General features: G+C 42.7%; 17 protein-coding genes, 6 tRNA genes and 1 pseudogene. 3 read left to right on the top strand and 21 right to left on the bottom strand.

The features are described from left to right. Window positions 1-6: 6 nt before the first annotated feature. Genes VEZ01S_RS02090 through VEZ01S_RS02075 form a run of 4 tightly spaced genes read right to left on the bottom strand, consistent with a single transcriptional unit; the run spans window position 7 to window position 2,545 of the window. Complete coding sequence (locus VEZ01S_RS02090; RefSeq protein ID WP_021712355.1) at window positions 7-822, bottom strand: SDR family NAD(P)-dependent oxidoreductase; 816 nt, start codon at window positions 820-822, stop codon at window positions 7-9. Between the two features lie 45 nt (window positions 823-867). Continuing rightward, window positions 868-1,224, bottom strand: coding sequence for a cupin domain-containing protein (locus VEZ01S_RS02085; protein ID WP_021712354.1), 357 nt, complete (start codon window positions 1,222-1,224; stop codon window positions 868-870). 2 nt (window positions 1,225-1,226) lie between these two features. After that, window positions 1,227-1,889 (bottom strand): 3-oxoacid CoA-transferase subunit B, encoded by a 663-nt coding sequence (locus tag VEZ01S_RS02080; protein ID WP_021712353.1) that lies wholly within the window; start codon window positions 1,887-1,889, stop codon window positions 1,227-1,229. A gap of 5 nt (window positions 1,890-1,894) precedes the next feature. Continuing rightward, entirely contained in the window at window positions 1,895-2,545 is a 651-nt protein-coding gene (locus VEZ01S_RS02075) for a CoA transferase subunit A (protein ID WP_021712352.1), read from the bottom strand. Window positions 2,546-3,145: 600 nt separating this feature from the next. On the opposite strand from VEZ01S_RS02075, the gene VEZ01S_RS02070 reads away from it, so the two are divergent. Further along, window positions 3,146-3,616: a lipoprotein gene (locus VEZ01S_RS02070; RefSeq protein WP_021712351.1), complete on the top strand. Its 471-nt coding sequence runs from the start codon at window positions 3,146-3,148 to the stop codon at window positions 3,614-3,616. Between the two features lie 258 nt (window positions 3,617-3,874). Here the strand turns inward: VEZ01S_RS02070 and VEZ01S_RS02065 are convergent, their stop codons facing one another. The 6 genes from VEZ01S_RS02065 to VEZ01S_RS02040 all read right to left on the bottom strand — a co-directional run bounded on the left by VEZ01S_RS02065 (window position 3,875) and on the right by VEZ01S_RS02040 (window position 14,615). Then, window positions 3,875-7,060 carry a type I restriction endonuclease subunit R gene (locus VEZ01S_RS02065; protein ID WP_021712350.1) on the bottom strand — a complete coding sequence of 1,062 codons (3,186 nt, stop codon included), beginning with the start codon at window positions 7,058-7,060 and terminating at the stop codon, window positions 3,875-3,877. 8 nt (window positions 7,061-7,068) lie between these two features. Further along, a complete protein-coding gene (locus VEZ01S_RS02060) occupies window positions 7,069-9,783 on the bottom strand; it encodes a TrlF family AAA-like ATPase (protein WP_021712349.1) in 2,715 nt (904 codons plus the stop codon). Beyond that, complete coding sequence (locus tag VEZ01S_RS16470) at window positions 9,780-11,027, bottom strand: restriction endonuclease subunit S (RefSeq protein WP_021712348.1); 1,248 nt, start codon at window positions 11,025-11,027, stop codon at window positions 9,780-9,782. The genes VEZ01S_RS02060 and VEZ01S_RS16470 overlap by 4 nt, the downstream gene beginning before the upstream one ends. Window positions 11,028-11,031: 4 nt before the next feature. Then, a complete protein-coding gene (locus VEZ01S_RS02050) occupies window positions 11,032-12,666 on the bottom strand; it encodes a type I restriction-modification system subunit M (protein ID WP_021712347.1) in 1,635 nt (544 codons plus the stop codon). Window positions 12,667-12,732: 66 nt separating this feature from the next. After that, on the bottom strand, window positions 12,733-14,007 hold the full coding sequence (locus tag VEZ01S_RS02045; RefSeq protein ID WP_021712346.1) for an N-6 DNA methylase: 1,275 nt from the start codon (window positions 14,005-14,007) through the stop codon (window positions 12,733-12,735). Beyond that, window positions 14,007-14,615: a restriction endonuclease subunit S gene (locus VEZ01S_RS02040; protein WP_021712345.1), complete on the bottom strand. Its 609-nt coding sequence runs from the start codon at window positions 14,613-14,615 to the stop codon at window positions 14,007-14,009. Before VEZ01S_RS02040 ends, VEZ01S_RS02045 begins: the two co-directional genes overlap by 1 nt. Window positions 14,616-14,998: 383 nt before the next feature. On the opposite strand from VEZ01S_RS02040, the pseudogene VEZ01S_RS02035 reads away from it, so the two are divergent. After that, window positions 14,999-15,876, top strand: a pseudogene (locus tag VEZ01S_RS02035) (patatin-like phospholipase family protein). Between the two features lie 74 nt (window positions 15,877-15,950). Here the strand turns inward: VEZ01S_RS02035 and glmS are convergent. Together glmS and VEZ01S_RS02025 are read right to left on the bottom strand one after the other, a co-directional pair. After that, complete coding sequence (gene glmS / locus VEZ01S_RS02030) at window positions 15,951-17,783, bottom strand: glutamine--fructose-6-phosphate transaminase (isomerizing) (protein ID WP_021712342.1); 1,833 nt, start codon at window positions 17,781-17,783, stop codon at window positions 15,951-15,953. Window positions 17,784-17,838: 55 nt separating this feature from the next. After that, a complete protein-coding gene (locus VEZ01S_RS02025) occupies window positions 17,839-18,606 on the bottom strand; it encodes a DeoR/GlpR family DNA-binding transcription regulator (RefSeq protein ID WP_021712341.1) in 768 nt (255 codons plus the stop codon). A gap of 345 nt (window positions 18,607-18,951) precedes the next feature. Between VEZ01S_RS02025 and nagB the strand changes: the two genes are divergently transcribed. Beyond that, complete coding sequence (gene nagB, locus VEZ01S_RS02020) at window positions 18,952-19,752, top strand: glucosamine-6-phosphate deaminase (protein ID WP_021712340.1); 801 nt, start codon at window positions 18,952-18,954, stop codon at window positions 19,750-19,752. Between the two features lie 52 nt (window positions 19,753-19,804). Here the strand turns inward: nagB and VEZ01S_RS02015 are convergent, their stop codons facing one another. The 9 genes from VEZ01S_RS02015 to VEZ01S_RS01975 form a co-directional block, all read right to left on the bottom strand. After that, window positions 19,805-20,341 carry an MltR family transcriptional regulator gene (locus tag VEZ01S_RS02015; RefSeq protein WP_021712339.1) on the bottom strand — a complete coding sequence of 179 codons (537 nt, stop codon included), beginning with the start codon at window positions 20,339-20,341 and terminating at the stop codon, window positions 19,805-19,807. Between the two features lie 66 nt (window positions 20,342-20,407). Next, on the bottom strand, window positions 20,408-21,556 hold the full coding sequence (locus tag VEZ01S_RS02010) for a mannitol-1-phosphate 5-dehydrogenase (RefSeq protein ID WP_021712338.1): 1,149 nt from the start codon (window positions 21,554-21,556) through the stop codon (window positions 20,408-20,410). 100 nt (window positions 21,557-21,656) lie between these two features. Beyond that, on the bottom strand, window positions 21,657-23,537 hold the full coding sequence (locus tag VEZ01S_RS02005) for a PTS mannitol transporter subunit IICBA (RefSeq protein WP_021712337.1): 1,881 nt from the start codon (window positions 23,535-23,537) through the stop codon (window positions 21,657-21,659). A gap of 740 nt (window positions 23,538-24,277) precedes the next feature. Beyond that, window positions 24,278-24,353: transfer RNA gene (locus VEZ01S_RS02000), tRNA-Asn, on the bottom strand. A 22-nt stretch (window positions 24,354-24,375) separates the two neighbouring features. Next, a tRNA-Thr gene (locus VEZ01S_RS01995) sits at window positions 24,376-24,451 on the bottom strand. Between the two features lie 34 nt (window positions 24,452-24,485). Continuing rightward, window positions 24,486-24,561 (bottom strand) — tRNA-Asn (locus VEZ01S_RS01990). Window positions 24,562-24,582: 21 nt separating this feature from the next. After that, a tRNA-Thr gene (locus VEZ01S_RS01985) sits at window positions 24,583-24,658 on the bottom strand. A gap of 52 nt (window positions 24,659-24,710) precedes the next feature. Further along, window positions 24,711-24,786: transfer RNA gene (locus tag VEZ01S_RS01980), tRNA-Phe, on the bottom strand. 538 nt (window positions 24,787-25,324) lie between these two features. Beyond that, a tRNA-Asn gene (locus VEZ01S_RS01975) sits at window positions 25,325-25,400 on the bottom strand. Window positions 25,401-25,496 lie beyond the last annotated feature (96 nt).

Genomic DNA, 25,496 nt, shown 5'->3' with positions numbered 1-25,496 from the left:
GCTTCCTTATCCTGCTGTGCAGCCGCCATCAACATAGATGATTTGGCCGTTAATGAAGTTAGATGCTGGTGCCGACAGGAAGAGTACTAAGCCAATCATGTCACTGGTTTCTGCTACGCGACCCATTGGAAGACGAGCCAAGAATGGAGCAATACGAGCAGGGTCTTCACAGATCTCTTGAGTCAGTGGTGATTTCACTAAGGTTGGAGCAATCGCATTCACATTGATGGTAAAGCCTTGTTTCGCGCCTTTTAGAGACCATTCAGTTGAAAGCTGTTTTGTAAGGCTATCTACCGCCGCTTTTGATGCCGCATAAGCAGAGTAACCATCAGGGTGACCACAGAAGCCACGTACCGAAGAAGTATTCACGATTTTGCCGTGGCCTTGCTTCATGAAGTACTGCCCAAATACCTGACAAGGAACCAAGGTGCCTGTTACGTTTACGTTCATTACTTGGTTGAACTTATCTGTTGGCATTTCTTCAGCTGGAGCGCGGAATGCCATGCCTGCGTTGTTCACTAGAATGTCGATGCGACCAAAGCGGGTGTCGATTTCATCAACCAGCTCTTGCACTTTTTGTGGGTCGGTAACATCTGAAGTAATCGCGATACATTCGCCGCCCACTTCACGTACAGAGGCTACGGTTTCTTCTAGTGTTTGCATGTTACGTGCAGTGACGACGACTTTTGCGCCATGCAATGCAAATGCTTGTGCGTAAGCGGCGCCAAGAGTGCCATTACCGCCAGTAATTACCGCTACCTTGTCTTTAAGGTCAAAAATGTTTTGAGCAAATTCGTTGCTCCAGGTTGAGGTCATTGCCATCTTTCTATGTCCTATTAAATTTGTTGAGTGAGGTTAATTGGCGACTTAACAAGTAGAAAACGTTACCAGTGCCGAAGCCGTTTCATTGGTACGGTTTTCCAGGCGTCGACCTTCATTAGGTAAAAAGGCAATAGAGTCGCCTTGTTTGATGACGTATTCTTTTTCGTCGCCATCAATCACCACTAGCTCACCACTTACCACGAAATACGTTTTTTCAAATTCAGCCGCTGGCATGCCTTCGTCGTACTGCCAATCTGCACCACCATTAGGTAGGAAATACGACAAGCCTTGCCAGAACTTAGTGATGCCTGTTTCAGCTTCACCTTGTAGCTTTAAAGACACTGTGCCGTGGTGGCTTGGCGGATTGTATGCACTCACTTCAGATAATTTAGTTGCTTTCATTTTTATGCTCCGAACGTTACGACATTTTTAGGAATGATTAATTCTGTTGCCGTTTTTTGGATAACCTCTTCGATGCTGCTGTGAGGTGCGACTTCTTTTAGTAGCAAGCCTTCTGGCACTACTTCCATAACGGCTAAGTCCGTAATAATGAGGTTTACTTGACCTTTTGCAGTCAGCGGTAATGTGCACTCATTTAATATTTTGCTTTCACCGTGCTTATTACAGTGATCCATCATGATGATTACGCGCTTCGCACCACTGACTAAGTCCATTGCGCCGCCCATACCTGCAATCAGCTTGTTGGGGATCATGTAGTTGGCTAAGTTGCCATGACGGTCCACTTCCATTGCTCCAAGTACGGTAGCGTCTACGTGACCACCGCGAATAAGTGAGAATGAAAGGCTAGAATCAAAATAGGCAGCGCCTTCGATAGCGGTTTTAGGTGAGCCCCCTGCATCCGTCAGTTCCCAATCTTCTTGACCTTCGGCTGGCGATCCTGCAATGCCTACCATGCCGTTTTCAGACTGAAAGACGATGTGTTTATCTGGGTCAACAAAGCCTGCAACTAACGTTGGCATGCCAATTCCCAAGTTCACCAAGTCGCCAGTATTGAGCTCTTGAGCAACACGTTGTGCGACTAGGTTTCTCATTTGCTTTTTGTCCATGTCGATTACCCTACGATGTAGTCAATGAGTACTGATGGTGTAGTAAATGCATCCACGGAATATTTGCCCGCTTCAACCACTTCTTCGGGTTCAACAAAGACTTGGTTTGCTGCTGTTGCCATCACTGGATTGAAGTTTTTGGTGGTTTTGTTGTAGAGCGTGTTACCAAACACATCACAGGTTGATGCTTTAAGAAGAGAAACGTCAGCTTTGCGTGGCAGTTCAAGTAGGAACTCTTCGCCTTCAATTTCAATAACACGTTTGCCTTCTTGAACTAGAGTACCAACACCAGTTTTAGTCAGAACGCCACCAAGGCCAGCGCCAGCAGCACGAATCTGCTCAACCAATGTGCCTTGAGGAACCAGCTCAACTTTCATTTCACCAGAATTCATTTTGTCTCCGGCAATTCGGTTCAAGCCAATGTGAGAGGCGACAAGTTTGCTGACTTGGCCGGCTTCAATTAGCTTGCCAACACCCTTGCCCGGTAGGCCAGCGTCATTGCATATTACAGTTAGGTTTTTTACGCCGTTTTCAACAATCGCATCGATCACTTTTTCCGGTGAGCCTATGGTCATAAAGCCACCCACCATCAAGGTCATACCATCTTCAATTTTGGCGGCCGCTTGCTGTGGTGACAGGACGGGTTTTATTAGCATTGTCTTATCTCACTTTCGCCTCTGTGGACGATTCTCGTTTCGTTGCAGATAAGATTACGCCTGCACAAAAATCAAAAGAATGGCATCAATGAGAAGGACCGTTTCATTGGTGAAAGGAATTATTGGAGTAAGATCAAATAACGCAAAATTGCGTGAACAGAGTCACTGAAGTTGGTGTGAATTTCTTAAATATAAAAACAGCTATTTCATGAATAGGAATTAAATTTAAGTAAACTACTTTTATGTGAATTAGAGCAGAGTTTTATTTTGTTGGTAGGAGTGTGGATGCGTGTTGGGGAAGTGAATTTTGTGAACCGTGGATGAGTGGTTGAAGCTAATTGAGAAGTGTTTGCCGGGAGAATGAGGGGGATTTTTTTTTTATGTCTATTGAACGCTTAATATCGAGTGAAAAGATGAACCAATTTGGTTGATATCGACACCTTTTCTATCTTTTATTACGCATAAAATGCGTTGCTGGTATTAGGGGGTAGGTAAAATATCGATCTTAATATTCAGTTATTTTTGACTCTCATAAAATTAATACGCTAATTAAAAAAGCCAGTGAAGAGAACGTTAGCTGGGTTAAATAAGGTTACAGCTATGAAAAAAATCATTCTTTTGCCCGCGCTAGCTACCATTGCTCTGTCTGGCTGTACGAGTCCTGCTGTTCAAGCTCAAAATGCTTTTGCTCGTGATTTAGCTGAGATCACTAATGTTAAGCAAGCTGCAGACATACTCGGCATGCCTACTGGTAAACGTACCCTGTTAGGGAAAGATGTTTATACGTGGCAATCAAGTCGCAACTCGCAAGCAATCAAGTTTGGCTTTAATGATTTTGGTAACTTACGACCTGAATCTCAGATCATTAACGTTCGTTGTAAAGTAGAGTTAATTACAGTTGAAAATTCATTGGATGTAGAATCTCGTACCTATGACGGTTCAGTAGATGGATGCCAAACTTACATCAGCTTATTGAATAACTTCTATTACAGCAATCATCCAGCAGAAGACCCTAGAAAGGACTTAGCAACATATACCGACGATGACTTTGATCCAGACTTTGATTGGTAATTGCCTTTATTTGCAATCTAGTTACATAGGGTGGTCATTGAGGACAACACGCAGGCACAAAAAAGGGGCTAGAAGCCCCTTACAGAATTGTCGGTGGACATTAAAGATTGAAACTTTTCTCTCCTACAAGTCTTATTAGTTGGTAACGAAGTAGGGAACAATATGACACTAAAGATTGAAACTAACTCAACCTCATGACCAATTAAAGGCCATAGTCATGACAATAAAGTTTGAAACTTTTAGAAAGCTTACCTCAATTTAATGGGCATAAGGACTCTGCCCTTGCCCAGGATACTTCTCAAAGATATGCATATATACTTCGCTACAAGTCTTTGGCCATAGATCATCGTCATAAGACTCAGGTAAGCTATCCAATACCTCCTCAATCATGTTTTTAACTCTGGCTTTGGTACGCTGCTTCTTACGCCAATCAATAACCAATATTTCTTTCATCTTTTCCGTTAGAATTTTAGCTATCTCTTTGACTTGCTTGCGCTCTTTATCAGTTAATGGCGCTTCTTGAGTCATCAAATCATATACTGCTAATTCTTCCTCCGTTAAGCCTTCGCGTACAGTACGTTTTTCTTCATGTTCCAACTCAGTGATAAACTCTTTTAAGCGATTGAAAAACTCTTCTGCGGTGTATGCACCTAAGTTATACGCTTCGATCAGCTCTTGAAACTTCTGCTGTAGATCTTGACGCGTTTTATTTTTAAGCACCATAGGCTGCAACTTACGCTCAATGAGGTTTTTTAGTTTTTCCGCATCAGATTGCTTCGGCTTTTCAACCTTGGCTACCATTGTCGCTAACGCATCAAAATCGATATTCGCTATGTTTACCGGCTCAGGTAAGTTGCTTTGAATCTTGATTGTAGATATCGATTCATCTAGCAACTCGTTGACCTGATTACGAACAACATCTAAGACATCCTCATCATCAATGGACAAACCAGACTTCAAACGCATTTGAGAATAGATAATATTGATAGCAATTCGATACGGCACATACTGGTTAGCGCTATCATCAGGCATAATCGCTTTAAAGATACGATTTATCTGCCTTAAGAAGGATGTGAACTCTTCTTTATTCTTGGGCTCTAGAAGTATTTCGCTGGCATTATCCAATAGTGATAGCTTGGCAAAACCATCTGCTGGAGCTGATACGATCTGGTTTAGGTCAATATCAACGCCATTTAAGAATACGATAAGCTCATTGATAGCCACACCTAAAGCCGCGACAAGTTCAGACTTATCTTTTGCTGGACTATCAACCTTATAAGGTGCCCCACCTTCTGCTACGCCGCCACCATACAACCCTAAGGCCTGTTGCAATGCACTGAATATATTTATGTAATCGACTATCTGCCCTGCTGATTTTCCTTCATAGACACGGTTTGCACGTGCGATGGTTTGCATCAACGTATGACTCTTTAGGGGCTTATCTAAGTAAAGTGTTGAAACAGATGGTGCGTCAAAACCTGTTAACCACATAGCACATACAAAGACGATTCTTAAGTCATCCTCAGGGTCTTTGAATTTTTCGTCAATTTTTTCCTTCAGAAAACGCTCTCTGTGAGGTTTGTAATCCAGACCTTTTTTAGCAAGGCGTTCATCGTCATTTTGACCACCAGAAACAACGACTGCCATATCGGTCGTTTCCATATGCTCAATTTGGAATTGAAGTTTGTTTAACCTACTACCAGAGGCATATTTTGCCTGTGACTTTAGGCTATTGAGCTTTGTCTTCCATGCTAACTGAACTTTATCATACATCTTAATGGTGGTTGCTTTATCGATTGAAACCACCATCGCTTTACCTAACATACCATCACTGAAAGGATCTCGATTTATATAGTGTTCAACCAAATCAGCGGTAATGGTTTCTAAGCGGTCATCTCGTGTAATGATATGATAGGCTTTGGAAAACTCAGTTTCTAAGCGAGTCTCTTGCTCTTCTGTAAGATCTGCCTGATCAAGTATCTCCGCAATATCTTCACCTATCGTATCACTCGACACAGCAACTTCGGGCACACGGTTCTCATAATAGAGCGGTAAGGTTGCACCATCATCCACAGCGTCAGCAAAATTATAAATACTAATGTAGTCACCAAACACTTCTTGTGTTTTTGCTTCACCTGCTAACAGCGGCGTACCCGTAAATGCCATGAATGAGGCATTTGGCATAGCATTACGCATGTTCATCGCCAATGAATCATATTGACTACGGTGTGCTTCGTCGGTAATCACAATGATGTCATCACGCTCTGAAAGTACAGGAAAATTGCCTTTCTCATCGCCTTTAAACTTCTGGATCAGGGTAAACACAAATCGGTGATCTTCACCAAGTAGGGTTTTTAACTCTGCACCGGAGTCTGCCTGGCAGTTTTCAGTTACGATGCCAGCTGAGTTGAAAGTTTTGTATATTTGGTCGTCTAAATCCGTTCTATCTGTGACTAATACAAACGTCCAGTTACCAGTGTATTTGCGAAATGCTTTTTTGCAGAAGAAGACCATTGAAAAGCTTTTACCACTGCCTTGGGTATGCCAAAAAACACCCAGTTGCCCAGCACGCTCTTTCACGTTACTTAGACCAGATAACGCCTGATTAACACCCAAGTATTGGTGGTACTTAGCAATGATTTTTACGGTATGTTTGGTTTTGACAAATAGAGTGTAGTTTTCAATGATATCTAATAGGCGGTTTTGTTCACACACACCTCGTATCACCACCTCTAAACTGACTCGACGCTCTTCTTTTTCGCACTCAATCTTCTTCCATTCAGCGAAGTGCTCCCATTGGCTAGATATCGAGCCTACCTTAGACTGTACGCCATTCGAAAGAATAATGATCTGATTGTATGTGAACAGCTGAGGGATGGTATTTTTATAATCAGATAGGTTGTTTTTATAAGCCGTTAGAAGGTTTTTATGGCTTGCTTTCAGCTCGATAAAAACAAGTGGCAATCCATTAACAAAGCCTATCAAATCAGGGCGACGGGTTTCAATTTCTCCAGTAATACTCATTTGGCTACAAAGCAGAAAGTCATTGTTACTGGTGTTGGACCAATCGATATACTGTACAACGCAGTCTTCTTCATCTTCAGCATTCGTTGTGTATACGTAGCCATTAGTTAACAGCTCGTAGACCTCTTCATTCGCTGAGATAGCCGTCATTGCGCTTCTATCTCGTGATATTTGGTCAATCGCCTCCTGAATAACAAGCGTATTCACATCTGGATTCAGCTTTAGCAGTGCAGTTTTTAACCTTGAGAATAAAACCACATCGTTGCGAGTTTCTCTACCAAAGAACACCGGATTATCAGCAAGGTGGTCATTAGCCGGTGAGCCAAAAACCTCGTCCCAGCACGTTGCAGTATTCCAGTCCAGTTCAGAGAAAAGGCTAATCGCCGGTTGTTCTACTAAAGCGTCTTCCGTGTATGTCATACAACCTCCTATATCACCCTTAACCTACTGTAACGTTTATCAAAAGCAGTTGCTCCGCCTTCCATGATATTACAAACATGGTCCCTCACGCTTTGCTCACACAAACCACCTGACTCCAATACCTGAACTTGCCCTGCATGGAAATGAAGCACATTTACGAACTCAGCATCACCATTTACTACAATATTAGGGTTATGTGTCACCATGATAATTTGCCTGCGCTTCTTATTCTCATGTATCTGAGACACAATCAACTGGTAGATAAGGGCGTTATCTAAGTCATCTTCAGGCTGATCGACAATAATTGGATTATCACCATGACTAAGCAAAAAGGCTAGAATAGCTGCAGCTTTCTGACCTGCTGAACCTTTTTCAATGTTCTCAAACTTGCCTCTTTCAATATCCTTAGCATATTCAACGACAAGTTGATCATCAGGCCACCAAGTTATCAATCGTTCAAACGTTTCAGGTTGTTGTGAAAGCTTTTGTGTGAGCGAAGTCTTCAAGCGATTATCTATTCGATATGGTGGTACATCGTCTCCAGAGGCTAAGGATAGAGTCGCATCTTTTAACTTGCTGACCTCTCTTGCAATGCCCTTAAGGTTTAATTCCTTAGAAAGTAACTCATACAACAAGCTATTAGTTTGGTCATCCTGATAGATGGAAATAGCAAAACTAGCCTCTACCCCAATGTGCTCTCTAAACTTTTTCTCTATCGTAGTTCTGTTCGCAAACGGCAAAAGCTTCATTTTCACATAACGATTTCCACCAATAACTTTCTTAATAAATTTTTGACGTTTGATCTGAAGCCTTCTTCTTAACACATACAGTTTTCTAAGTGACTTATCACACTGGTCTTTTTTGATGTTTAGATTCGTTTGTACTGTTTCTAGCTCTTCCAACTGAATGTTGATCTCATTGCGTTGAGTAAGCCAAGACTCATACTGTTCTGGGTTTAATTCTTCCCCTTTTTCAGCATACTCTTGAACAACTTGTTCATACTGCTGTGTAGCTTCTACACCTTTTAAGTACCAACTTGATTTGTTGATTGCATCTGCTCGATCCTGTTCAGCTTTTGTAATTTGCTCTTTTAGCTTTTCCAGTTCAGTCTGAACAGAAACTAAATTCCCTTTGAATGCCGTCTGTATTTCTTCTAACTCTGTGACGTAATTAGGCTTATCTTCGCCTTCTTCCGTGAGGCTAAGCTCCGCAAACTCCTCAGACAGCATGCCGTCGATAGAATCAACTAACCCAGAGATACCAGCTGCCTTTTCAACTTTCTGTTTTTCAAGTGTAAAAGTTTGGTAGGCATTAAAGATATCTTTATGGCCACCTTTCTCGAAGCTCTCGATATCGCTATTTAGATCGTCTTTTTGTGATTCTAAGGTGCCTTTACTATCAAGCCGCTCCTGTAGCTGACGTACTTCCCGACAAAGCCCTAAAAACTTGTTGATCTCAGCATCAAACTGATACTTCCATGCCGAAAAGTTAACTTCGTTTGAACGATCAATAATTTCTAATAAGCTGTTTGTATTGCTTGCCAGTGCATTGATTTGTTTTTGGCTGTACAAACTCACATGAAAACGCTCTTCGGGCTTTCCGTTATCAAGGGTCCAGTCACCTGCTTGTAGTTTATTAATGTAGGGTGCTGTACTGTGTTTCCAAATCGATTGGTATGCCTCATCTCTTCGTTGTAGCTCAACGCATATTTCAGTATCAGCTTTTGTTACTCCCTCCCTAAAAGAGTGAACTTCTTCCTGGATCTGCTCAAGTTCTGCTACTTCATTTTCACGACCTAATGCCAACCGAACAGACTCAATGAATGTAGATTTACCAGAACCTCGTCCACCAATAACTGCGTTAAAAAGAGGGTGTAATTCAAATGCCGCGGGGTTACCAGGAATACGACCACAATGACGCATCTGAGAGATATTCAAACTTTTTAGAAATAAATCTGGAGTTGCATTAGGATTATCAACGCTATTGTCGACACAAAAATCGTTGTCATGCAGAGCCAACTTCAGTCCATCGATTGATAGCTGGCTCATTTTTATCCACGAATACCTCTTACCTAATCGACTGCATTCGTGGGCATCTGACCCTTGAAGTTTTGCTAAATGCGCTGCCGCCTTTAACAGCTCTGGATTAACCGTATCGAGAAAGGATAAATTGACAAACTCAGCAGCTTCAATCTGATTGAGCCATGACTCAATCTCCTGGTTCGTATTTGTTATTCCGTTTAGCAGTCCTTTAGCCCCATCAATATGCGCAGGTATAGCAGCTCCACCTGCTTGCTTTATAATAGAGATAACCTTGTCAACAGACTCCGTTGCACAGGTCTCTTCAGCGTCACCATGCCCCTCAGTAATACCACACTGACCGAGAACAGCTGCGATTTTTGCTGAGTTGCAAGAAGGGTCAAAAATAGCCAAAACATGAATACGTGATTGACCGGTACTTACGGTGATTTCACAGCCAGGAAACAAGTGTAGCGGTCGATACCATTCCGCATTCTTATCGAGTTCAGCGTAAGTTGCATTTAGTCTATCTATCCAATCACCTGACACATGATCAGTGATAGCCACGCAGTCAACTTCTTCAGCCATTAAGGCTTTTAACCAATCGGTTTCAGTCTCTTCTGGCTTTTTGTAATCTGACGATGCAGGTGTATGTGCATGAAAGTCAAATTTATACCAGCGGCTCCCTAGAAATTCACTACTCATAGTTCTATTGCTCCTGAGATCAACTTTGGCAATAACATATCACGTTGCTTTTTAAGATTTCCATTTCGCCTTTGCAGATTCAGAATCGAATCGAAGAGAGCTGAAGTCGATTTATGGAACGAGCCTATTAAATCCTGAGGTGGCATCAAAACCTCAATCCCTTCAAATTTACTCTTGTTAACGTTGGTCATTGTTGCACCTGATGAACCAAGGGCATGGATCTTTTGATGAAGCCCCACGGCAAAAAGGTAGAAGTACTCACGCATACTAGGATCATCCAAGACTAAACTATTTATTTGCTGATTGGTTTGAAGCTTTTCTGAAGTCAGAATTACAACACCTGCTTTTGCACCAATGCAAGCAACACATATTGAGTTCGCCGGTATAAACTTATTCTTCTGGCTGTTGGCACCTTCATCAGAAAGATAGTCTGCAATATCAACTGAAAAGATTGCTCCATGCATATCAGGCGTCTTCAGAAATGGAACATCCGAACTCGCATAATATTCAGCTTTTTTCGTGCTTGGAGTCTTTCCTGTAATAACCGTACCTAAATCTTTAATTTTTTTAACATCCCAACCCTCAGGAATTTGCCCTAACGGGGAATCAACGAGTTTAGGGTTACAATCAGCATCAAGGTTTTCTTTGTGGCCTGGATAGCGAAACTTAATAAACCACTCGCGATAAAGTGATTGCGCCATGTCTTCTAAGATAGCGATACGGCGGTTGTTGTTTTCGATTAAGTCATCATATTTGCGAACTAAACGCGAAAGTTTTTGTTGCTGTTGTAATGGCAATACGTTTAATTCAATTTGTTCAAACGTGCTCTTTTTAACGTGCTCTCGGCCTGAAGCTGATCCTCCTTCTACAACTTTGACTCTATCAATACTCTGTGTCATTAAGTAATAAACGTAGTCTTCGTCAAAGTTTTCCTTATCAACCACTATTGAGTTTATTTGTTGATTTGTTGCGGCAGCCTCACTTAATTGGCACAACTTACCAATAGTCCCAATAGTTACAACACAAGTTGTGCCTTTCGGTAATAGTCTACCTTTAGCAGTTTTTGTTGCTGCCTCTGAAAGCATCATCTCAGTTTTCGGTACTCGTCGCGAGCCACCTACTAAATCTGACGGTTTTACAAATGGGTATATCCCTCCCCACATTTTTTCGTCTTTAGTCGAAGGTGTGCTTCCTGTATAAATCTTTCCCAGATCCTTAATTTTAACTTTGCGTAGAGTGTTCATAGTATTAAAGCCCTAATATTTGAGCTGCATTTTTTGATATATCAGCTTCAAGTTGATGAGCTTCGGAACTCAATGACTCCAACTCTTCTATCAATAATTCAAACTTCAATTTAAACTCCACATCATCTAGTACCTCTCCATCCGCAACCCCCACATAGCGACCAGGATTTAAGCTATAACCTTGCTCAATAATGTCTGCTTTAGATGCCACTTTACATAAGCCAGCGATATCTTGATAAGCCAGTTCACCACGATCATTGGTAAAGAAGTCTTCTAGTTTAAACTTACCAACGTTGCCATCATCTGGATGGGTTTCAAGGTAAGTATTATCAATATCTTGCCCACGGTATAAACGCACAATATTGGCGATAAAATTAAGTTGCTCGCTAGTGTAATCACGTACAGAACGAGTAACTTGGCGGAAGATATGGCGGGCATCGATAAACAATACTTTGTCTTTGTTATGCGCAGGTTTGTTTTTATCTAAAAACCACAGCGCACATGGCAACGTTACGGTGTAGAAGAAGTTGGTCGATACGGCCACCATGACATCAACTGCATCATCTTCAATCAGCTGTTGACGGATCTCTTGCTCTGAACCTCGGGCATCACTAGCAGAGTTAGCCATCACAAAGCCTGCTCGACCTTTTTGATTCAGTGCGGTATAGAACATTTGAATCCAAAGGTAATTACCGTTGTCGTTACGCGGCATACCGTAAGGGAACCTGTGTTTATCACCTTCTAAGCGGTCTTTTTGAATTTCATTTACGTTGAATGGTGGATTCGCCATAACATAATCAAATTGACCATGTTGTTTACCATCTACAATTGGACCTTTGGCTAGCTCGAATGGGTCTTCATAGTAGGAATTACCTTCGCGGATATCGCCTTGCAAACCGTGAACCGCCAAGTTCATTTTCGATAGGCGAACCGTATCACCAGTTTTTTCTTGCCCAAACACAGAGAGTTCATCTGAGGCTGATTTGTTGTGGCTAGATACAAAATCAGCTGAGCTGACAAACATACCACCGCTGCCACACGCTGGATCGAACACCTTGCCATGATAAGGCTCGATAATTTCCGTGATGAGCTTGACCAGTGCTGAAGGTGTGAAGAACTCGCCACCGCCTTGACCCTCGGTTTTGGCGAACTCATTGAGAAAGTATTCATAGATTCGACCAAAGATATCTGAGCCAAGGCTAAAATCGATGTCGTTAAAGTTTTTCAGTAAGCTTTTTAGAATGTCATTTTCAAAGCGAGTAAAGGTCTTAGGCAGTGCATCTTTGATCGCTTCATTTTCAGCCTCTAGAGCTTTCATAGCATCATTAATTTTAACGCCGATGTTCGCACCTTCTGGAAGCGCTAATAGCTTGGTGTAGAGCGCCTCATCTGGTACATACATTGCGCCTTCTGCTTGGATCTTCGATTTAATGTCGCCGCTACCACGACGGCGCGAACTGGTTTGTTCTTCAATTTTACTTTTTGCCAGCGCGAAACGATATTCAGCGTACTTTAGGAATATCAAACCCTGAATTGGGCGAGAGTATTCTTGCGCCGTTAAGCCAGTGTTCGCTCGCAATGAGTCAGCGGCTGACCATAAACGTTTCTCTAGTTCTTCTATCTTTTTAAAATCTGCCATTTTAAAATGCCTTATATTTCGCTGCTACAGGGTTCGCTCATCAGGGAACACAACCATGCAGCTATATTATTGATACCTAGTAAGTAATGCTGTCAGCACTTGTTGAGATTGCTCAAAGTCAGCTTGGTAGCTTTTTAGTTTTTTTAGTTCTTGCACAATGTCTAGCTCTTCGACTTCAATCTCTTTGGCTATGTAATGTGAGATACTTAACTCTTTATTTTGCTGTCTAATTTCGGGGATGAATACCGCCTTGTAGCGTTCATCATCACCTCGTTTTCCTGCTGCCAATTCAGCAATTAACTCTGCATCTTGATTTGTTATCGTGACTTTATGTTTATCTACAGTGCCTATGTCACTGGCATCGACAAAGACAACAGGAGAGCCCGCTTGTTTATTCTTACTCAGCACCAAAATTACTGGTGGGATGCCGGTACTGTCTAGTATTGACGATGGGAGCCCAATTACTGCTTCAAGCAGTTCATTTTCTAGTAAATATTCCCTGACCTTTGCATCATAACCACCTCTGAATAAAATCCCTTGAGGCAAAACAATGTATCCTTTACCTGTCTCGTTAAGGTTACTAATTGCTTGCTGAACCCATAGACTATCACCTGAGTTAGCCGATACGGCTTTGCCTACAGGAACCGAGATAAAAGGGGCTTCAGCCAGCATACGTCGCTCATCAGCATTAAACTTTTGAGCCATTGGCGGCTCGATGATGACCACATCAAATAGCTTTTCTTGATCAAAGGCAGGTTCCAACAGCGAATCGGTATTAACCAAGCTGAAATGTTTATCCTCAAGCGTTAATAATCGGTAAGCCGTTAAATAAGTACTTTGGTTTTTTTCCTCGAGGTAAAGGGCATTCGAGTTCGAGCTAGAAGCTATTCTGGCTAAGCCACATGCGCCATCGTATAAAGAGCTATCACTACAATCACCAACGATAGCAGAGAAGACTCTTTGCATATTCTGATTGGCTGAAGACACGTTAAGTTTGCCAAGTGTTTGTGCACTCAAATCCCTTAAAGCGCTAGCTAGTGAACCAAAATTAGAAATCTCAGCGATGAAAGAAACAACCTTGTTGACGATCTTTACATCAGTTTTGTAATGGCCTGGTGCAGCACAGACGTCAACTGGGTGAGTTGCTTCCAAGACCTGACCTGCTTCTATTAACATATTCAGTTGTTTAGCATGACCGCTATTTACAATCGCTTGAAAGGACTCTGGATTCTCTTTTGCAACAAACGCAACGTAAACGATCAATTCCAATGTATGCGATGCTTCCATTGAGCCTCGGCTACTATCCATTAAGGCCCATAACTGTTTTGTTATATGATCCATTACGCTTCCCCTTTGATAAGTTGACTAATACAAGCCAAAGCAGCTTTCTTTTGTTGCTCTGCTAAATTGATTGTTGCCTGATAAGCATGGTTGCTGGCATGGAATAGTTCGGCAATTTCACGTTGCTTGCATAGTGCTGGAAACTCAACACCGACCTTCTTAATATTTGATAGGCTGATGTTTTTTATCGTTGCACCGGTACTGGTAGCATCTAACAAGCTTTGACCAGCAGGGGAGTTAAAGTAAGCAACAAGCACCTCGCCAAGTAACTCATTATTGTTTGGTCGAATTAGAATAAAGTTGGCTGAAGCAATAACGTTAAGCTTGGCAATACGCTCAGTGACGTAACCAGCTCTAATTGAATTACCTTTAGCAAGTAACACCACATCACCTTGTTGTAGTAAGAAGCGTTGGATCTCCTTGCCTTCTTTTAAGGTTACGGACCCAAGCTGCTCTTCAATAATCTCACCGTTTGAGTTCAGTGAGTTACCCGTTAATAAGTACAAAGATTTTTCATCTCTTTGGTTAGTTTTTTCAAACAACGCGTTTGTTGCGCCAGTAGTTAGTTCGTTACACAACACCGCAATAGCTTTCATATTATTTACCATTTCGTTTTGATCCTACGATTCCTTTGTTGCGGTGTATATTAGTCATACCTCCCGATAAAGGCAAGTAGTTTTTTTGTTTTTCTTTGATCGTAACACTTGTACGATTGAGGTTGTGTGTATGTGGGTGGGTAAGGCTATGTGACTGTCACTATTTGATGTGTTTAAAAATTAAACACTCTAAACGCATAGACACCTCTAAACGCATAGACACAATGACCAAAGAGGCTGAAAAGCATTTGGCTCTGTCTAACGCGGATAGTGAGTTTCTATAAACACACTTGATATCTAATAGCTTGCGCCTATCAAAATAATAATTATTACTGATTTCTCTTACTGTCATTAGCCCTTTATCCTAATCCTACTGGAAATTTAAGGGGGCTGTTGTGGATAAGAAAGCATTGGTAGTTGAGGGCGGGGCTATGCGTGGCATTTTTGCCGCTGGGGTACTTGATGCTTATTTAGAGCATGAGTATCAGCCTTTTGATTTTACGATTGGCGTATCGGCGGGGGCGTCTAACTTATTGGGCTATCTGGCGAAGGCAAAACAGCGCAGCTATAAAGTCATCACTGAACTTGCGACCTCGAAAGATTTTTTCAGTGTATCCCGCTTTGCGGTAGGGGGAAACTTAACCGATGTAAAATGGCTCAGTGATGCCTCTATGGTTCAATATCCTATTGATCTGGAATGTCTTTTCAACTCTATCCCTTTGTATGCCACTACCACTGATATCGGCTCAGGGCAGGCTAAATACTTTCATGTATCCAAAGAGAACCTGTCTGGGGTGATGGAAGCTACTACAGCGCTGCCTATTGCTTACAAACGCACGCCTTGTTTTTCGGGAGGCTGTTTTACAGATGGTGCAGTGGCTGACTCTATTCCGGTCAAAGAGGCGTACCGACGTGGTGCCCGGGACATCACCGTTATCCTTTCTCATCCGTTGTCTTACAACATGCCGGAATCCAGTTCTTATTGGTTAATGAAGCGTTTGTTGCGTGACACTCCCAAAGTGGCAGAAACATTGGCTACGAGAGCGAAGCAATATAATGAGGCGTTGCAGTTTATTCGTTTTCCGCCGAGTGATGCGACGATTCGAGTTATCGCGCCTCCAGAAGATTTCCCGTTAAGCGTTTAACTCGCAATAGACGATTATTGGATGTCGGGTATGAAATGGGAGTCGCTGCGGGTAAACAGCATGTGCTTAATTTGGAGGGCAAAGTGCATTTTTCGCAGGATGAATGCACCGCTTGCTATGCGGTTTGATGTGATTGGAAATCGTAGATACAAAAAAGGGGCTTAAAGCCCCTTAATAAGAGAATGTTATCAACGACGGTTGATTATTCTACAGTAACCGCTTTCGCTAGGTTACGTGGTTGGTCAACGTCAGTACCTTTGATTAATGCAATGTGGTACGACAGCAATTGCATTGGTACTGTGTAGAAGATTGGGGCAATGATTTCACTGACGTGAGGCATTTTGATGATCTTCATGTTTTCGTCGCCTTCAAAGCCGGCTTCTTCATCGGCAAAGACATACAGTAGACCGCCACGCGCACGTACTTCTTCTACGTTAGATTTTAGCTTCTCTAGTAGGTCGTTGTTTGGTGCAACTACGACTACAGGCATGTCAGCATCAATGAGCGCTAGAGGGCCGTGTTTTAGTTCGCCAGCGGCGTAGGCTTCTGCGTGAATGTAAGAGATCTCTTTTAGTTTTAGAGAGGCTTCCATTGCGATTGGGTAGTACTCACCGCGACCTAGGAATAGGGTGTGGTGTTTGTCTGCAAAATCAGGGGCTAGTGCTTCGATTTCTTTGTCGAAGGCTAGGGCTTTTTCGATAGCGGTTGGTAGCTCGTGCAGTGCTTTAACAATTTCTGTTTCTTGCGCTTGATCTACGCGACCTTGCAGGCGACCAATAGACACGACCATCATTAGCATTGCTGCAAGTTGGGTTGTGAATGCTTTGGTTGAGGCAACGCCAATTTCAGTTCCCGCACGGGTCATGAAGGCGAAGTCTGATTCGCGAACCAGTGATGAACCTGCCACGTTACAGATAGTCATTGCGGCCATGTAGCCTTTCTCTTTAGCTAGGCGTAGCGCAGCGAGTGTATCGGCTGTTTCACCTGATTGAGAAAGTGTCACTAGCAAGCTGTTAGGGCGAGTCACGAATTTACGGTAGCGGAACTCAGAAGCAATTTCTACGTCACAGCTTACGCCCGCGATAGATTCAAACCAGTAGCGAGCAGCCATGCCTGAGTTGTATGAAGTACCACAAGCAATGATTTGTACGTGTTCTACTTTGCTTAGGATTTCTTCTGCTTTTACGCCAATCGCGTTAGTGATAACAGAGTCAGCAGACAGACGGCCTTCCATAGTGCTGATAAGCGCTGTTGGCTGCTCAAAGATCTCTTTTTGCATGAAGTGACGGTATTTACCTTTGTCACCGGCATCGTGTTCTGCGTTAGATTCGTGCTCTTCACGTTCAACTGCGTTGCCTTCCGCATCAAAGATAGACACTTCACGGCGAGTGATTTCGGCAATGTCACCCTCTTCAAGGTAGATAAAGCGACGAGTTACGTTAAGTAGTGCTAGCTGATCAGAGGCTAGGAAGTTTTCACCTACACCTAGACCAATAACAATTGGGCTACCAGAGCGAGCAACTACGATGCGGCTAGGATCTTTACGATCAACCGCTACGGTGCCGTATGCACCTTCAAGTTGTTTTGCGGTTTTTTGTAGAGCTTCAATCAATGAAGCAGAAGTTCTCAGTTCCCACTCAACTAGGTGAGCGATAACTTCAGTATCTGTTTGAGATGTGAACACATAACCGCGTCCAGTTAATAGTTCACGCAGTTCTTCGTGGTTTTCAATGATGCCGTTGTGTACAACCGCAATATCGCCAGACATGTGTGGGTGAGCGTTTGCTTCACTTGGTTCACCGTGAGTTGCCCAACGTGTATGTGCAATGCCTGTACCGCCCGCAACGTGCTGCTCGTTTACAGCATCAGCAAGTTCTTGAACCTTACCTAAGCGACGCACGCGAGTTAGGTTTGATTCGCTATCCACTACTGCAACACCAGCAGAGTCATAGCCACGGTATTCAAGACGGCGTAAACCTTCAACAAGGATTTCAGCCACATCACGTTGTGCTACTGCACCAACAATTCCACACATTTTGTATTCTCCAATTTGTCTTCTTTATATTGAGACGAAGACCATAAGTACTAATTTAATTTTCTGCTCGTATGACACGAACAGATTTTGATTCGATAATTTCTTTATATTCGTCAGACAGGTTCTGATCGGTAACGACAATATCTATGTTGTCCCAAGCCAGTTCTAGGTTGGGGATACGTCGACCAATTTTGTCTGACTCGATCATCACGATCACTTGGCGCGATACTTCCGCCATGACTCGGCTTAAACCAATCAGTTCATTAAAGGTGGTGGTACCTCGCTCAAGATCCAGACCGTCAGCGCCCACAAACAGCTGATCAAAGTCATACGATCGTAGTGCTGCTTCCGCTACTTGCCCTTGGAATGAATCGGAATGGGCATCCCATGTGCCACCAGTCATTAATAGGGTCGGTTCACTTTCTAATTCATTAAGTGCATTGGCTGCGGTTAATGAATTGGTCATAACCACTAAGCCTTTTTTTCCATCGAGCATAGAAATTAGTGCACCCGTTGTACTGCCGCTATCAATCACAATTCGATTGTGATCGCGAACTAGAGATACTGCGGTTGCGGCTAAAGCACGTTTTTCTTCTGAGACCAGAATGCTGAGCTCTTCGACAACGGTTTCGGTTGGAATCGACACGGCACCACCGTAGCGACGTAATAACTGACCACTTTGCTCTAAAGAAGCAAGGTCTTTACGAATGGTGACTTCTGAGGTGTCAAAGCGTTTGGCTAGCTCTTCAACGGTGACTTCGCCTTGTTGCTCTACGAGAGAAGCAATAGCACTGCGTCGAATTTGCGAGTTTCTCTTTGTCATGGGGATCTGTGTTTCGTTTCGATTGCGATATTCTTTCACATCGAAACTTAAATGTCTATATATCGAAATTAAATCGAAATACTTAATTTTTAGAGTAGGGCGTATCTAATCCAGTCGCTTGTGAATCGAAGCAGATAATTCTCATCGAGAATTATCACAGCAGTGAATGGCATAAAGTTTCACTTTGAAATGCATTTATGAGGGATAAAATTCGGATAATTTTGCGCTGTTAGCGATTTTTTGTACGATCTAGGTCAAAAAAATTCGAATTTGTATTGGATAAAAGCATTACTTATTTTACACTACAAAAAAACATTCAACCCTAATCGTTAGAAAGGTAGATTTATGAGACTTATTCCGTTAAGCAATGCTGAGAAAGTAGGTAAGTGGGCTGCGCGTCATATTGTTGAAAGCATCAATAAATTCCAACCAACTGCTGAGCGACCATTTGTATTGGGTCTACCAACGGGTGGCACACCATTAACTACATACAAAGCACTGATCGATTTGTATAAAGCGGGTGAAGTTAGCTTTAAACACGTAGTGACTTTTAACATGGATGAGTATGTTGGAATTGATCCTAACCATCCTGAGTCTTACCGCTCTTTCATGTACAACAACTTCTTCAACCACGTTGATGTACAAGAAGAAAACATTAACCTACTTGACGGTTTAGCTGATGATATCGACGCTCATTGTGCTGCATACGAAGCTAAAATGAAGTCTTACGGCAAGATTAACTTGTTCATGGGCGGCGTAGGCATTGATGGCCACATCGCATTTAATGAGCCAGGTTCATCTCTATCTTCACGTACACGTATTAAGACGCTAACTGAAGATACTCGTATTGCTAACTCTCGCTTCTTTGATGGCGATATCTCGCAAGTACCTAAGTACGCACTTACTATCGGTGTAGCGACTTTGCTAGATGCTGAAGAAGTGATGATTCTTTCTCTAGGCCACAATAAAGCACAAGCACTACAAATGGCGGTAGAAGGTTCTATCAACCACATGTGGACGGTAACTGCACTACAACTGCACAATAAAGCAGTGATTGTTGCTGATGAACCAGCACAACAAGAGCTTAAAGTGAAAACAGTTAAATACTTTAATGAGCTAGAAGCTGAGAACATTAAAGGTCTGTAATCTTTAAGATTATCGAACGCTAAAAAAACCACCGCGAGGTGGTTTTTTTGTTTTAGGAAGTCAGGTCATTTTCTCGACATAGCTGAGCTACAATATCTGTGACTGCCAGTACTAAAGTTGAGCGTACTCTTTGAAAGTGGCGAGTTAAAAACATCTCTAAGGTTGCGCCGCTCATTCCCTCAAGGAGGGAAGCATCAAACTCTAACGGGGCAATGCCTTTGATGGAGTTAATTCGATTGAGTTCAAATAGCACATCCACTTCTGTAAAGCTGACCTCATCACCTTGAATTTTTGCCCACTCTTTTAGGGTGACGAAAATATCGATATCGTCGTACACCTCTTTTGAGATGCTTCCGAGTCCAAGTAATAATTTAGTACGGACTTGAATTTCTCCTAGAGGCCCATCGTTAGTCAATAACGGATCCACCACAAACTTTACCGCATAGTCATCTTTAAAAAAGATACTTTTCAACAATGCATCGACCGTATCGTCTAATACATCGTAGGCGGTGAACAAGCACTCATGAGCACTTTCTGCTTCAGAAAGGGCTTCGAGTAGCTCAGCTTCATTTTGTGGGGTTATGGGCATATTGTTCTTTATACTATGAGAAATGATCCCATTAGATGCTTCGTTTGAAGCACCTAATGTCGGCGGTCATTTGATTGCTAGATAAGCTTGCTCAGCAAGTTTAACAACTTCAGCATCAACATTCAGCTCAGAGTAGTGAGCGAGTGTTTCAGCAAAGCCTTTTTCGGCGAACATTGCTTGAAGCTCTACCGCTTGTGGGTCATCGTCATTCTTATAGTGGAATGCTGCTGCAATACCTTTCAGTAAATGTTCGTTCGGCAAGTTGTACTCTAGAGTACCATTTAATGGCTTAATTAAACGGTCTTGAGGGCTCAGTTTTCGAATTGGTTGGCGACCAACACGGTCAACTTCGTCACGAAGATAAGGGTTAGCAAATCGTCCTAGAATTTTCTCAATGTATGCCGCATGCGTTTGTGGGTCAAAGCCGTAACGACGAATCAGAACTTCACCGCTTTCTTGCATTGCCGCTTTAACTTGTGTGCGAATAGCATCGTCTTCAATAGAATCTTTAATGGTTTCGTGGCCTGCTAATACCCCAAGATATGCCGTGATAAGGTGACCAGTGTTTAAAGTAAAGAGTTTACGCTCAACAAAGGCCATTAGGTTATCCGTACATTCCATGCCCGGGATATTGGGCACATTGCCTTTGAATTGTGTACGGTCAACAATCCATTCACTAAAGGTTTCTACCGTCACTGCAAGTGGGTCTGTTTCCCCTTCTTCTGCTGGTGGTACGATACGATCGACAGCGGAATCGACAAAGCCTACCAATTGCTCAGCTTGTGCTTTCACTTCATCACTAAGGTGACCATAAACTGTGGTTTTTAGCTGGCTCGTACCACGCACCATATTCTCACAAGCAATGATGTTAAGTGGCGTGGTATTTCCTTGAGAGAAACGCAGTTCAATACCTTGCGCTATGGTTTTAGAGATGATGTTTAATACCGTTGGGCCAACCGCTGTTGTGACTATGTCCGATACCGCAATGCAATCAACCACCTCAGGGCTTGTTGAATTGACTGCGGTTACGTTGGATACAGTGTCAACGACAGAGTCTACACCGACGACTTTCACAGGGTATTCACCGCGTTCGATAAGCGCATTAACCACGGTTTCATTCACGTCTGCAAATGTGACTGAGATACCCGCATCGGCCAATAATTTACCGATAAAACCACGACCAATGTTACCTGCACCAAAATGTAGAGCTTTCATAACAATACCTAGACAATAGAGATTAAAAATAAAAAAGAGGCCAGCGAAATACTAGGGGAGCTGGCCTCGTCACTTACTTAGGAGCACGACTCATGCATTACTACTTTCCGTTAAGAATATTGAGTACATCCTGAGAGTTGGATGTGGTCTTCAATAACTCAACTGCTTCGTCGTCATCAAGTGAATTTGTGATAGCGGTGATAACTTGGATATGTTCATCACCTTGAGCGGCAATACCAATGACCATCTTAGCGACATCATCTTCGTCTTCGCCCCACTGAATACCTTCAGGGAATTGGCAGAATACGATACCTGTGTTTTGCACGTATTTTTTCGCTTCGATAGTACCGTGTGGCACCGCGATAGACTCGCCAAGATAGGTTGAGACCAACTCTTCTCGCGCTAACATGCCATCAATGTATTCAGGGCTTACGTGGCCTAGTTTAACGAGCTGTTCACCAGCAAATTTAATGACATCTTGTTTTGTTTTAACTTGTAGCCCTAAGAAGATATGGTCTTCTGATAATTGCAACGTACCTTGTGCTTTAGGTGCTTGAGTTGCGGCTGGCGCAGCACTTGCCCCTTGTGCGTCTAGCAGTTGCTCTACCAGTTTGTCGTACACACCGCCATCTAGGAAGTTAGACAGTGAGATGTGATGCGCACCAGCGACAACAGAGCGGGCACGGTCTGTCAGATCTCTGTGTGTGACAACAATATCAACGTCTTGTGGAAGGTTATTGATGGCTAGGTTGATGACTGAAATATCCAAACCTGCCGCTTCTACTTTTTTACGCAGTAAACCTGCACCCATTGCACTTGAGCCCATGCCTGCGTCACACGCTACGATGATGCTCTTTACTGCCGACATGTTTACTGAACCCGCTTCTTGACCTTTTGCAGACGCTTTCATGTCTTTCATTTGGTTTGCGGCTTTTTCTAGAGAATCTTCATCGTCAGCAGAATCAGCTTGAGTTTTCATTAACAGTGAAGCCACTAAGAAAGAGACAACCGCTGCCGCCACTACCGATAGGATTACACCAACAAAGGAATCTTTAGGCGTCATAATAAGGACAGCGAAGATAGAACCCGGTGACGCTGGTGAAATAAGACCAGAGCTAAAGATTACGTTAGTGAATACACCTGTCATACCACCTGCGATAACCGCTAGCACTAGGCGAGGGTTCATCAATACGTATGGGAAGTAGATTTCGTGGATACCACCAAAGAAGTGGATGATCGAAGCACCTGCTGCAGATTGTTTAGCGTTACCTTTACCAAATACCATGTAAGCAAGCAGTAGACCAAGACCTGGGCCTGGGTTAGCTTCAATAAGGAAGAAGATTGAGCGACCTAACTCTTCTGATTGCTGAACACCTAGTGGTGTAAAGATACCGTGGTTAATGGCATTGTTTAGGAACAAGATTTTTGCAGGCTCTACGAAAATAGAAGCAAGAGGAAGTAAGCCCGCGTTAACCATAATATCTACGCCAGCAGCAAGACCTGTGGATAGAAGTTTTACAGCAGGACCAATGACTAAGAAAGCGAGAATGGCACAAATCATACCGATGATACCGGCAGAGAAATTGTTCACCAGCATTTCGAAGCCGCTTTTCACTTTGCCGTGAATCGCTTCATCGAATTTCTTAATCGCAAGTCCACCCAGTGGACCAACAATCATCGCCCCCATGAACATTGGGATATCAGTACCAACGATAACACCCATTGTCGTGATGGCACCGACTACAGCTCCACGTTCACCACCGACCATTTTACCACCGGTATAACCAATCAATAGTGGTAGAAGGTATTTGATCATAGGACCAACCATCGCTGCTAACGTTTCGTTAGGAATCCAGCCTGTTGGGATAAATAGTGCAGTAATGAAACCCCAAGCAATGAATGCGCCAATATTTGGCATAACCATGTTGGAGAGGAAACGACCAAAGTTTTGAACTTTAATCTTAGCTTCGGGAGATAGCATAGGTGACCTCATTTATTATTTGAGCCAAATGGCATTGTTTGGCGTGTTGTTTTGTTTAACGTTGAGAAAAATCTAACACATAATTTTGAAAACGCATTGCCAGCCCATAAAGTGTGATTTATATCACGCAAATAATCCGATCAAAGTTTTAACTTGGTGATCTTGATCACAATAAATGCGTGTTGGTAAATTACATTACGTTTTAAATGATATTAATTCTCAACTAATAGTGATCTATGTAACGCTTTCTCTTTTTGTAGGAGAAAATAATAAGTGATATAGATCTCGTTTCTTAAACTTTAGCTCAAATTAGTAGCAATAATTGCTCGGTTTATGGTGGTGTTTTGCTTGTGTTGTGAACAAATGGAGTGGAATTGATTGTTTTTGTAATAAAATTACAGTAATTGCGTAAGGAAGCCGCGTGCGATGACTCTGTGTGATGACTTTATACGATGTGATGTTTGATGAGTGTAAAGATAGATGTAATTAATACGCTCTGTAGAGCGCGCCAACGACCTTTTGTAGGCTCAGCTGATAGAGTGTGTTGATTGATACGCTTTGAGGGCTTGTGGTGGCTTTTATCATGAAAGAAGAGGGGATTTATATTTGATGTTCTTTTGCTTTATTGTTTCAGTGGTAGGGAGATCGTAAATAGACGCTATCTCTCTGCATTGAAATAATAGCGTATCCCAGATCCCAGATACAAAAAAGCCCCAGTCCGAAGACTAGGGCTTATAATGTGGCTCCCCTTGCAAGACTTGAACTTGCGACATACGGATTAACAGTCCGCCGTTCTACCAACTGAACTAAAGGGGAATTACGTTTAAAACTAAATAAATGGTGCCGACTACCGGAATCGAACTGGTGACCTACTGATTACAAGTCAGTTGCTCTACCTACTGAGCTAAGTCGGCGCCTGATCAACAGCTTTTGCTATTGACTATAATGTGGCTCCCCTTGCAAGACTTGAACTTGCGACATACGGATTAACAGTCCGCCGTTCTACCAACTGAACTAAAGGGGAATTGTTTCTAAACTAAATAAATGGTGCCGACTACCGGAGTCGAACTGGTGACCTACTGATTACAAGTCAGTTGCTCTACCTACTGAGCTAAGTCGGCACACTATATTCTTTTACTTCATTGACGTTCTTTGAACACCAACAATAAATTGTGGTGCCCGGAGGCGGAATCGAACCACCGACACGAGGATTTTCAATCCTCTGCTCTACCGACTGAGCTATCCGGGCGACGGGGGGTATTAAACGGTTTTTCGGTTTTAAGGTCAACAAAAAAATGCAAAAAATATTCCACTTGGCGAAAATCTAGTCCGAAGTGTATGTTTTGTGTATAAAAGAGCGGTTTTTTCACCAATTTATTCGCCGTAACCTGTTCGCTATTACATTGTTTGCATACCCTACATTGAAGATACGCGGCTAAATGTGTGACTTTTTACACTCGGTAACGAGATCTAATTGAGTAATCACTAATTAACGGCTGGCTTTACAGGTTAACGGACAATAGAGGGGAGATAAAATTGGCGGTGGCGATTTATTGCGCACTGGGTTTATTGGCCATTCCTGTTTTTAAAATAACGTTTAACTAGAAAGCCAATAGGGGAGAAGTGCAAGACTGATACCCATCGTCGTAAATAACGGGTCATTGCCTTGTTGTCGAGTATTTTTGCTGCGCGCTTGGTTAGTGTGGCTGGTATTTTTACTTCATTGCTATGATGAGGAATCAAGCAGAAACAAAAAAGCCCCAGTCCGAAGACTAGGGCTTGTAATGTGGCTCCCCTTGCAAGACTTGAACTTGCGACATACGGATTAACAGTCCGCCGTTCTACCAACTGAACTAAAGGGGAATTATTTGAGCAACACTTATTGTGTTACGCACCAAATAATGGTGCCTCGAGGCGGAATCGAACCACCGACACGAGGATTTTCAATCCTCTGCTCTA

Source organism: Vibrio ezurae NBRC 102218 (assembly GCF_000467185.1).
Taxonomy (GTDB): domain Bacteria; phylum Pseudomonadota; class Gammaproteobacteria; order Enterobacterales; family Vibrionaceae; genus Vibrio; species Vibrio ezurae.
The sequence above is the reverse complement of the archived record's forward strand: the minus strand, read 5'-3'. Positions and strand labels throughout refer to the sequence as shown.

Excerpts from the sequence above, each read along its gene's own strand:
- nagB (WP_021712340.1), top strand. The coding sequence starts at position 18,952 with ATGAGACTTATTCCGTTAAGCAATGCTGAGAAAGTAGGTAAGTGGGCT.
- VEZ01S_RS02070 (WP_021712351.1), top strand. The coding sequence starts at position 3,146 with ATGAAAAAAATCATTCTTTTGCCCGCGCTAGCTACCATTGCTCTGTCT.
- VEZ01S_RS02065 (WP_021712350.1), bottom strand. The coding sequence starts at position 7,060 with ATGACATACACGGAAGACGCTTTAGTAGAACAACCGGCGATTAGCCTT.
- VEZ01S_RS02080 (WP_021712353.1), bottom strand. The coding sequence starts at position 1,889 with ATGGACAAAAAGCAAATGAGAAACCTAGTCGCACAACGTGTTGCTCAA.
- VEZ01S_RS02060 (WP_021712349.1), bottom strand. The coding sequence starts at position 9,783 with ATGAGTAGTGAATTTCTAGGGAGCCGCTGGTATAAATTTGACTTTCAT.
- VEZ01S_RS02010 (WP_021712338.1), bottom strand. The coding sequence starts at position 21,556 with ATGAAAGCTCTACATTTTGGTGCAGGTAACATTGGTCGTGGTTTTATC.
- VEZ01S_RS02015 (WP_021712339.1), bottom strand. The coding sequence starts at position 20,341 with ATGCCCATAACCCCACAAAATGAAGCTGAGCTACTCGAAGCCCTTTCT.
- VEZ01S_RS02085 (WP_021712354.1), bottom strand. The coding sequence starts at position 1,224 with ATGAAAGCAACTAAATTATCTGAAGTGAGTGCATACAATCCGCCAAGC.
- VEZ01S_RS02075 (WP_021712352.1), bottom strand. The coding sequence starts at position 2,545 with ATGCTAATAAAACCCGTCCTGTCACCACAGCAAGCGGCCGCCAAAATT.
- glmS (WP_021712342.1), bottom strand. The coding sequence starts at position 17,783 with ATGTGTGGAATTGTTGGTGCAGTAGCACAACGTGATGTGGCTGAAATC.
- VEZ01S_RS02040 (WP_021712345.1), bottom strand. The coding sequence starts at position 14,615 with ATGGTAAATAATATGAAAGCTATTGCGGTGTTGTGTAACGAACTAACT.
- VEZ01S_RS02005 (WP_021712337.1), bottom strand. The coding sequence starts at position 23,537 with ATGCTATCTCCCGAAGCTAAGATTAAAGTTCAAAACTTTGGTCGTTTC.
- VEZ01S_RS02025 (WP_021712341.1), bottom strand. The coding sequence starts at position 18,606 with ATGACAAAGAGAAACTCGCAAATTCGACGCAGTGCTATTGCTTCTCTC.
- VEZ01S_RS02045 (WP_021712346.1), bottom strand. The coding sequence starts at position 14,007 with ATGGATCATATAACAAAACAGTTATGGGCCTTAATGGATAGTAGCCGA.
- VEZ01S_RS02050 (WP_021712347.1), bottom strand. The coding sequence starts at position 12,666 with ATGGCAGATTTTAAAAAGATAGAAGAACTAGAGAAACGTTTATGGTCA.
- VEZ01S_RS16470 (WP_021712348.1), bottom strand. The coding sequence starts at position 11,027 with ATGAACACTCTACGCAAAGTTAAAATTAAGGATCTGGGAAAGATTTAT.
- VEZ01S_RS02090 (WP_021712355.1), bottom strand. The coding sequence starts at position 822 with ATGGCAATGACCTCAACCTGGAGCAACGAATTTGCTCAAAACATTTTT.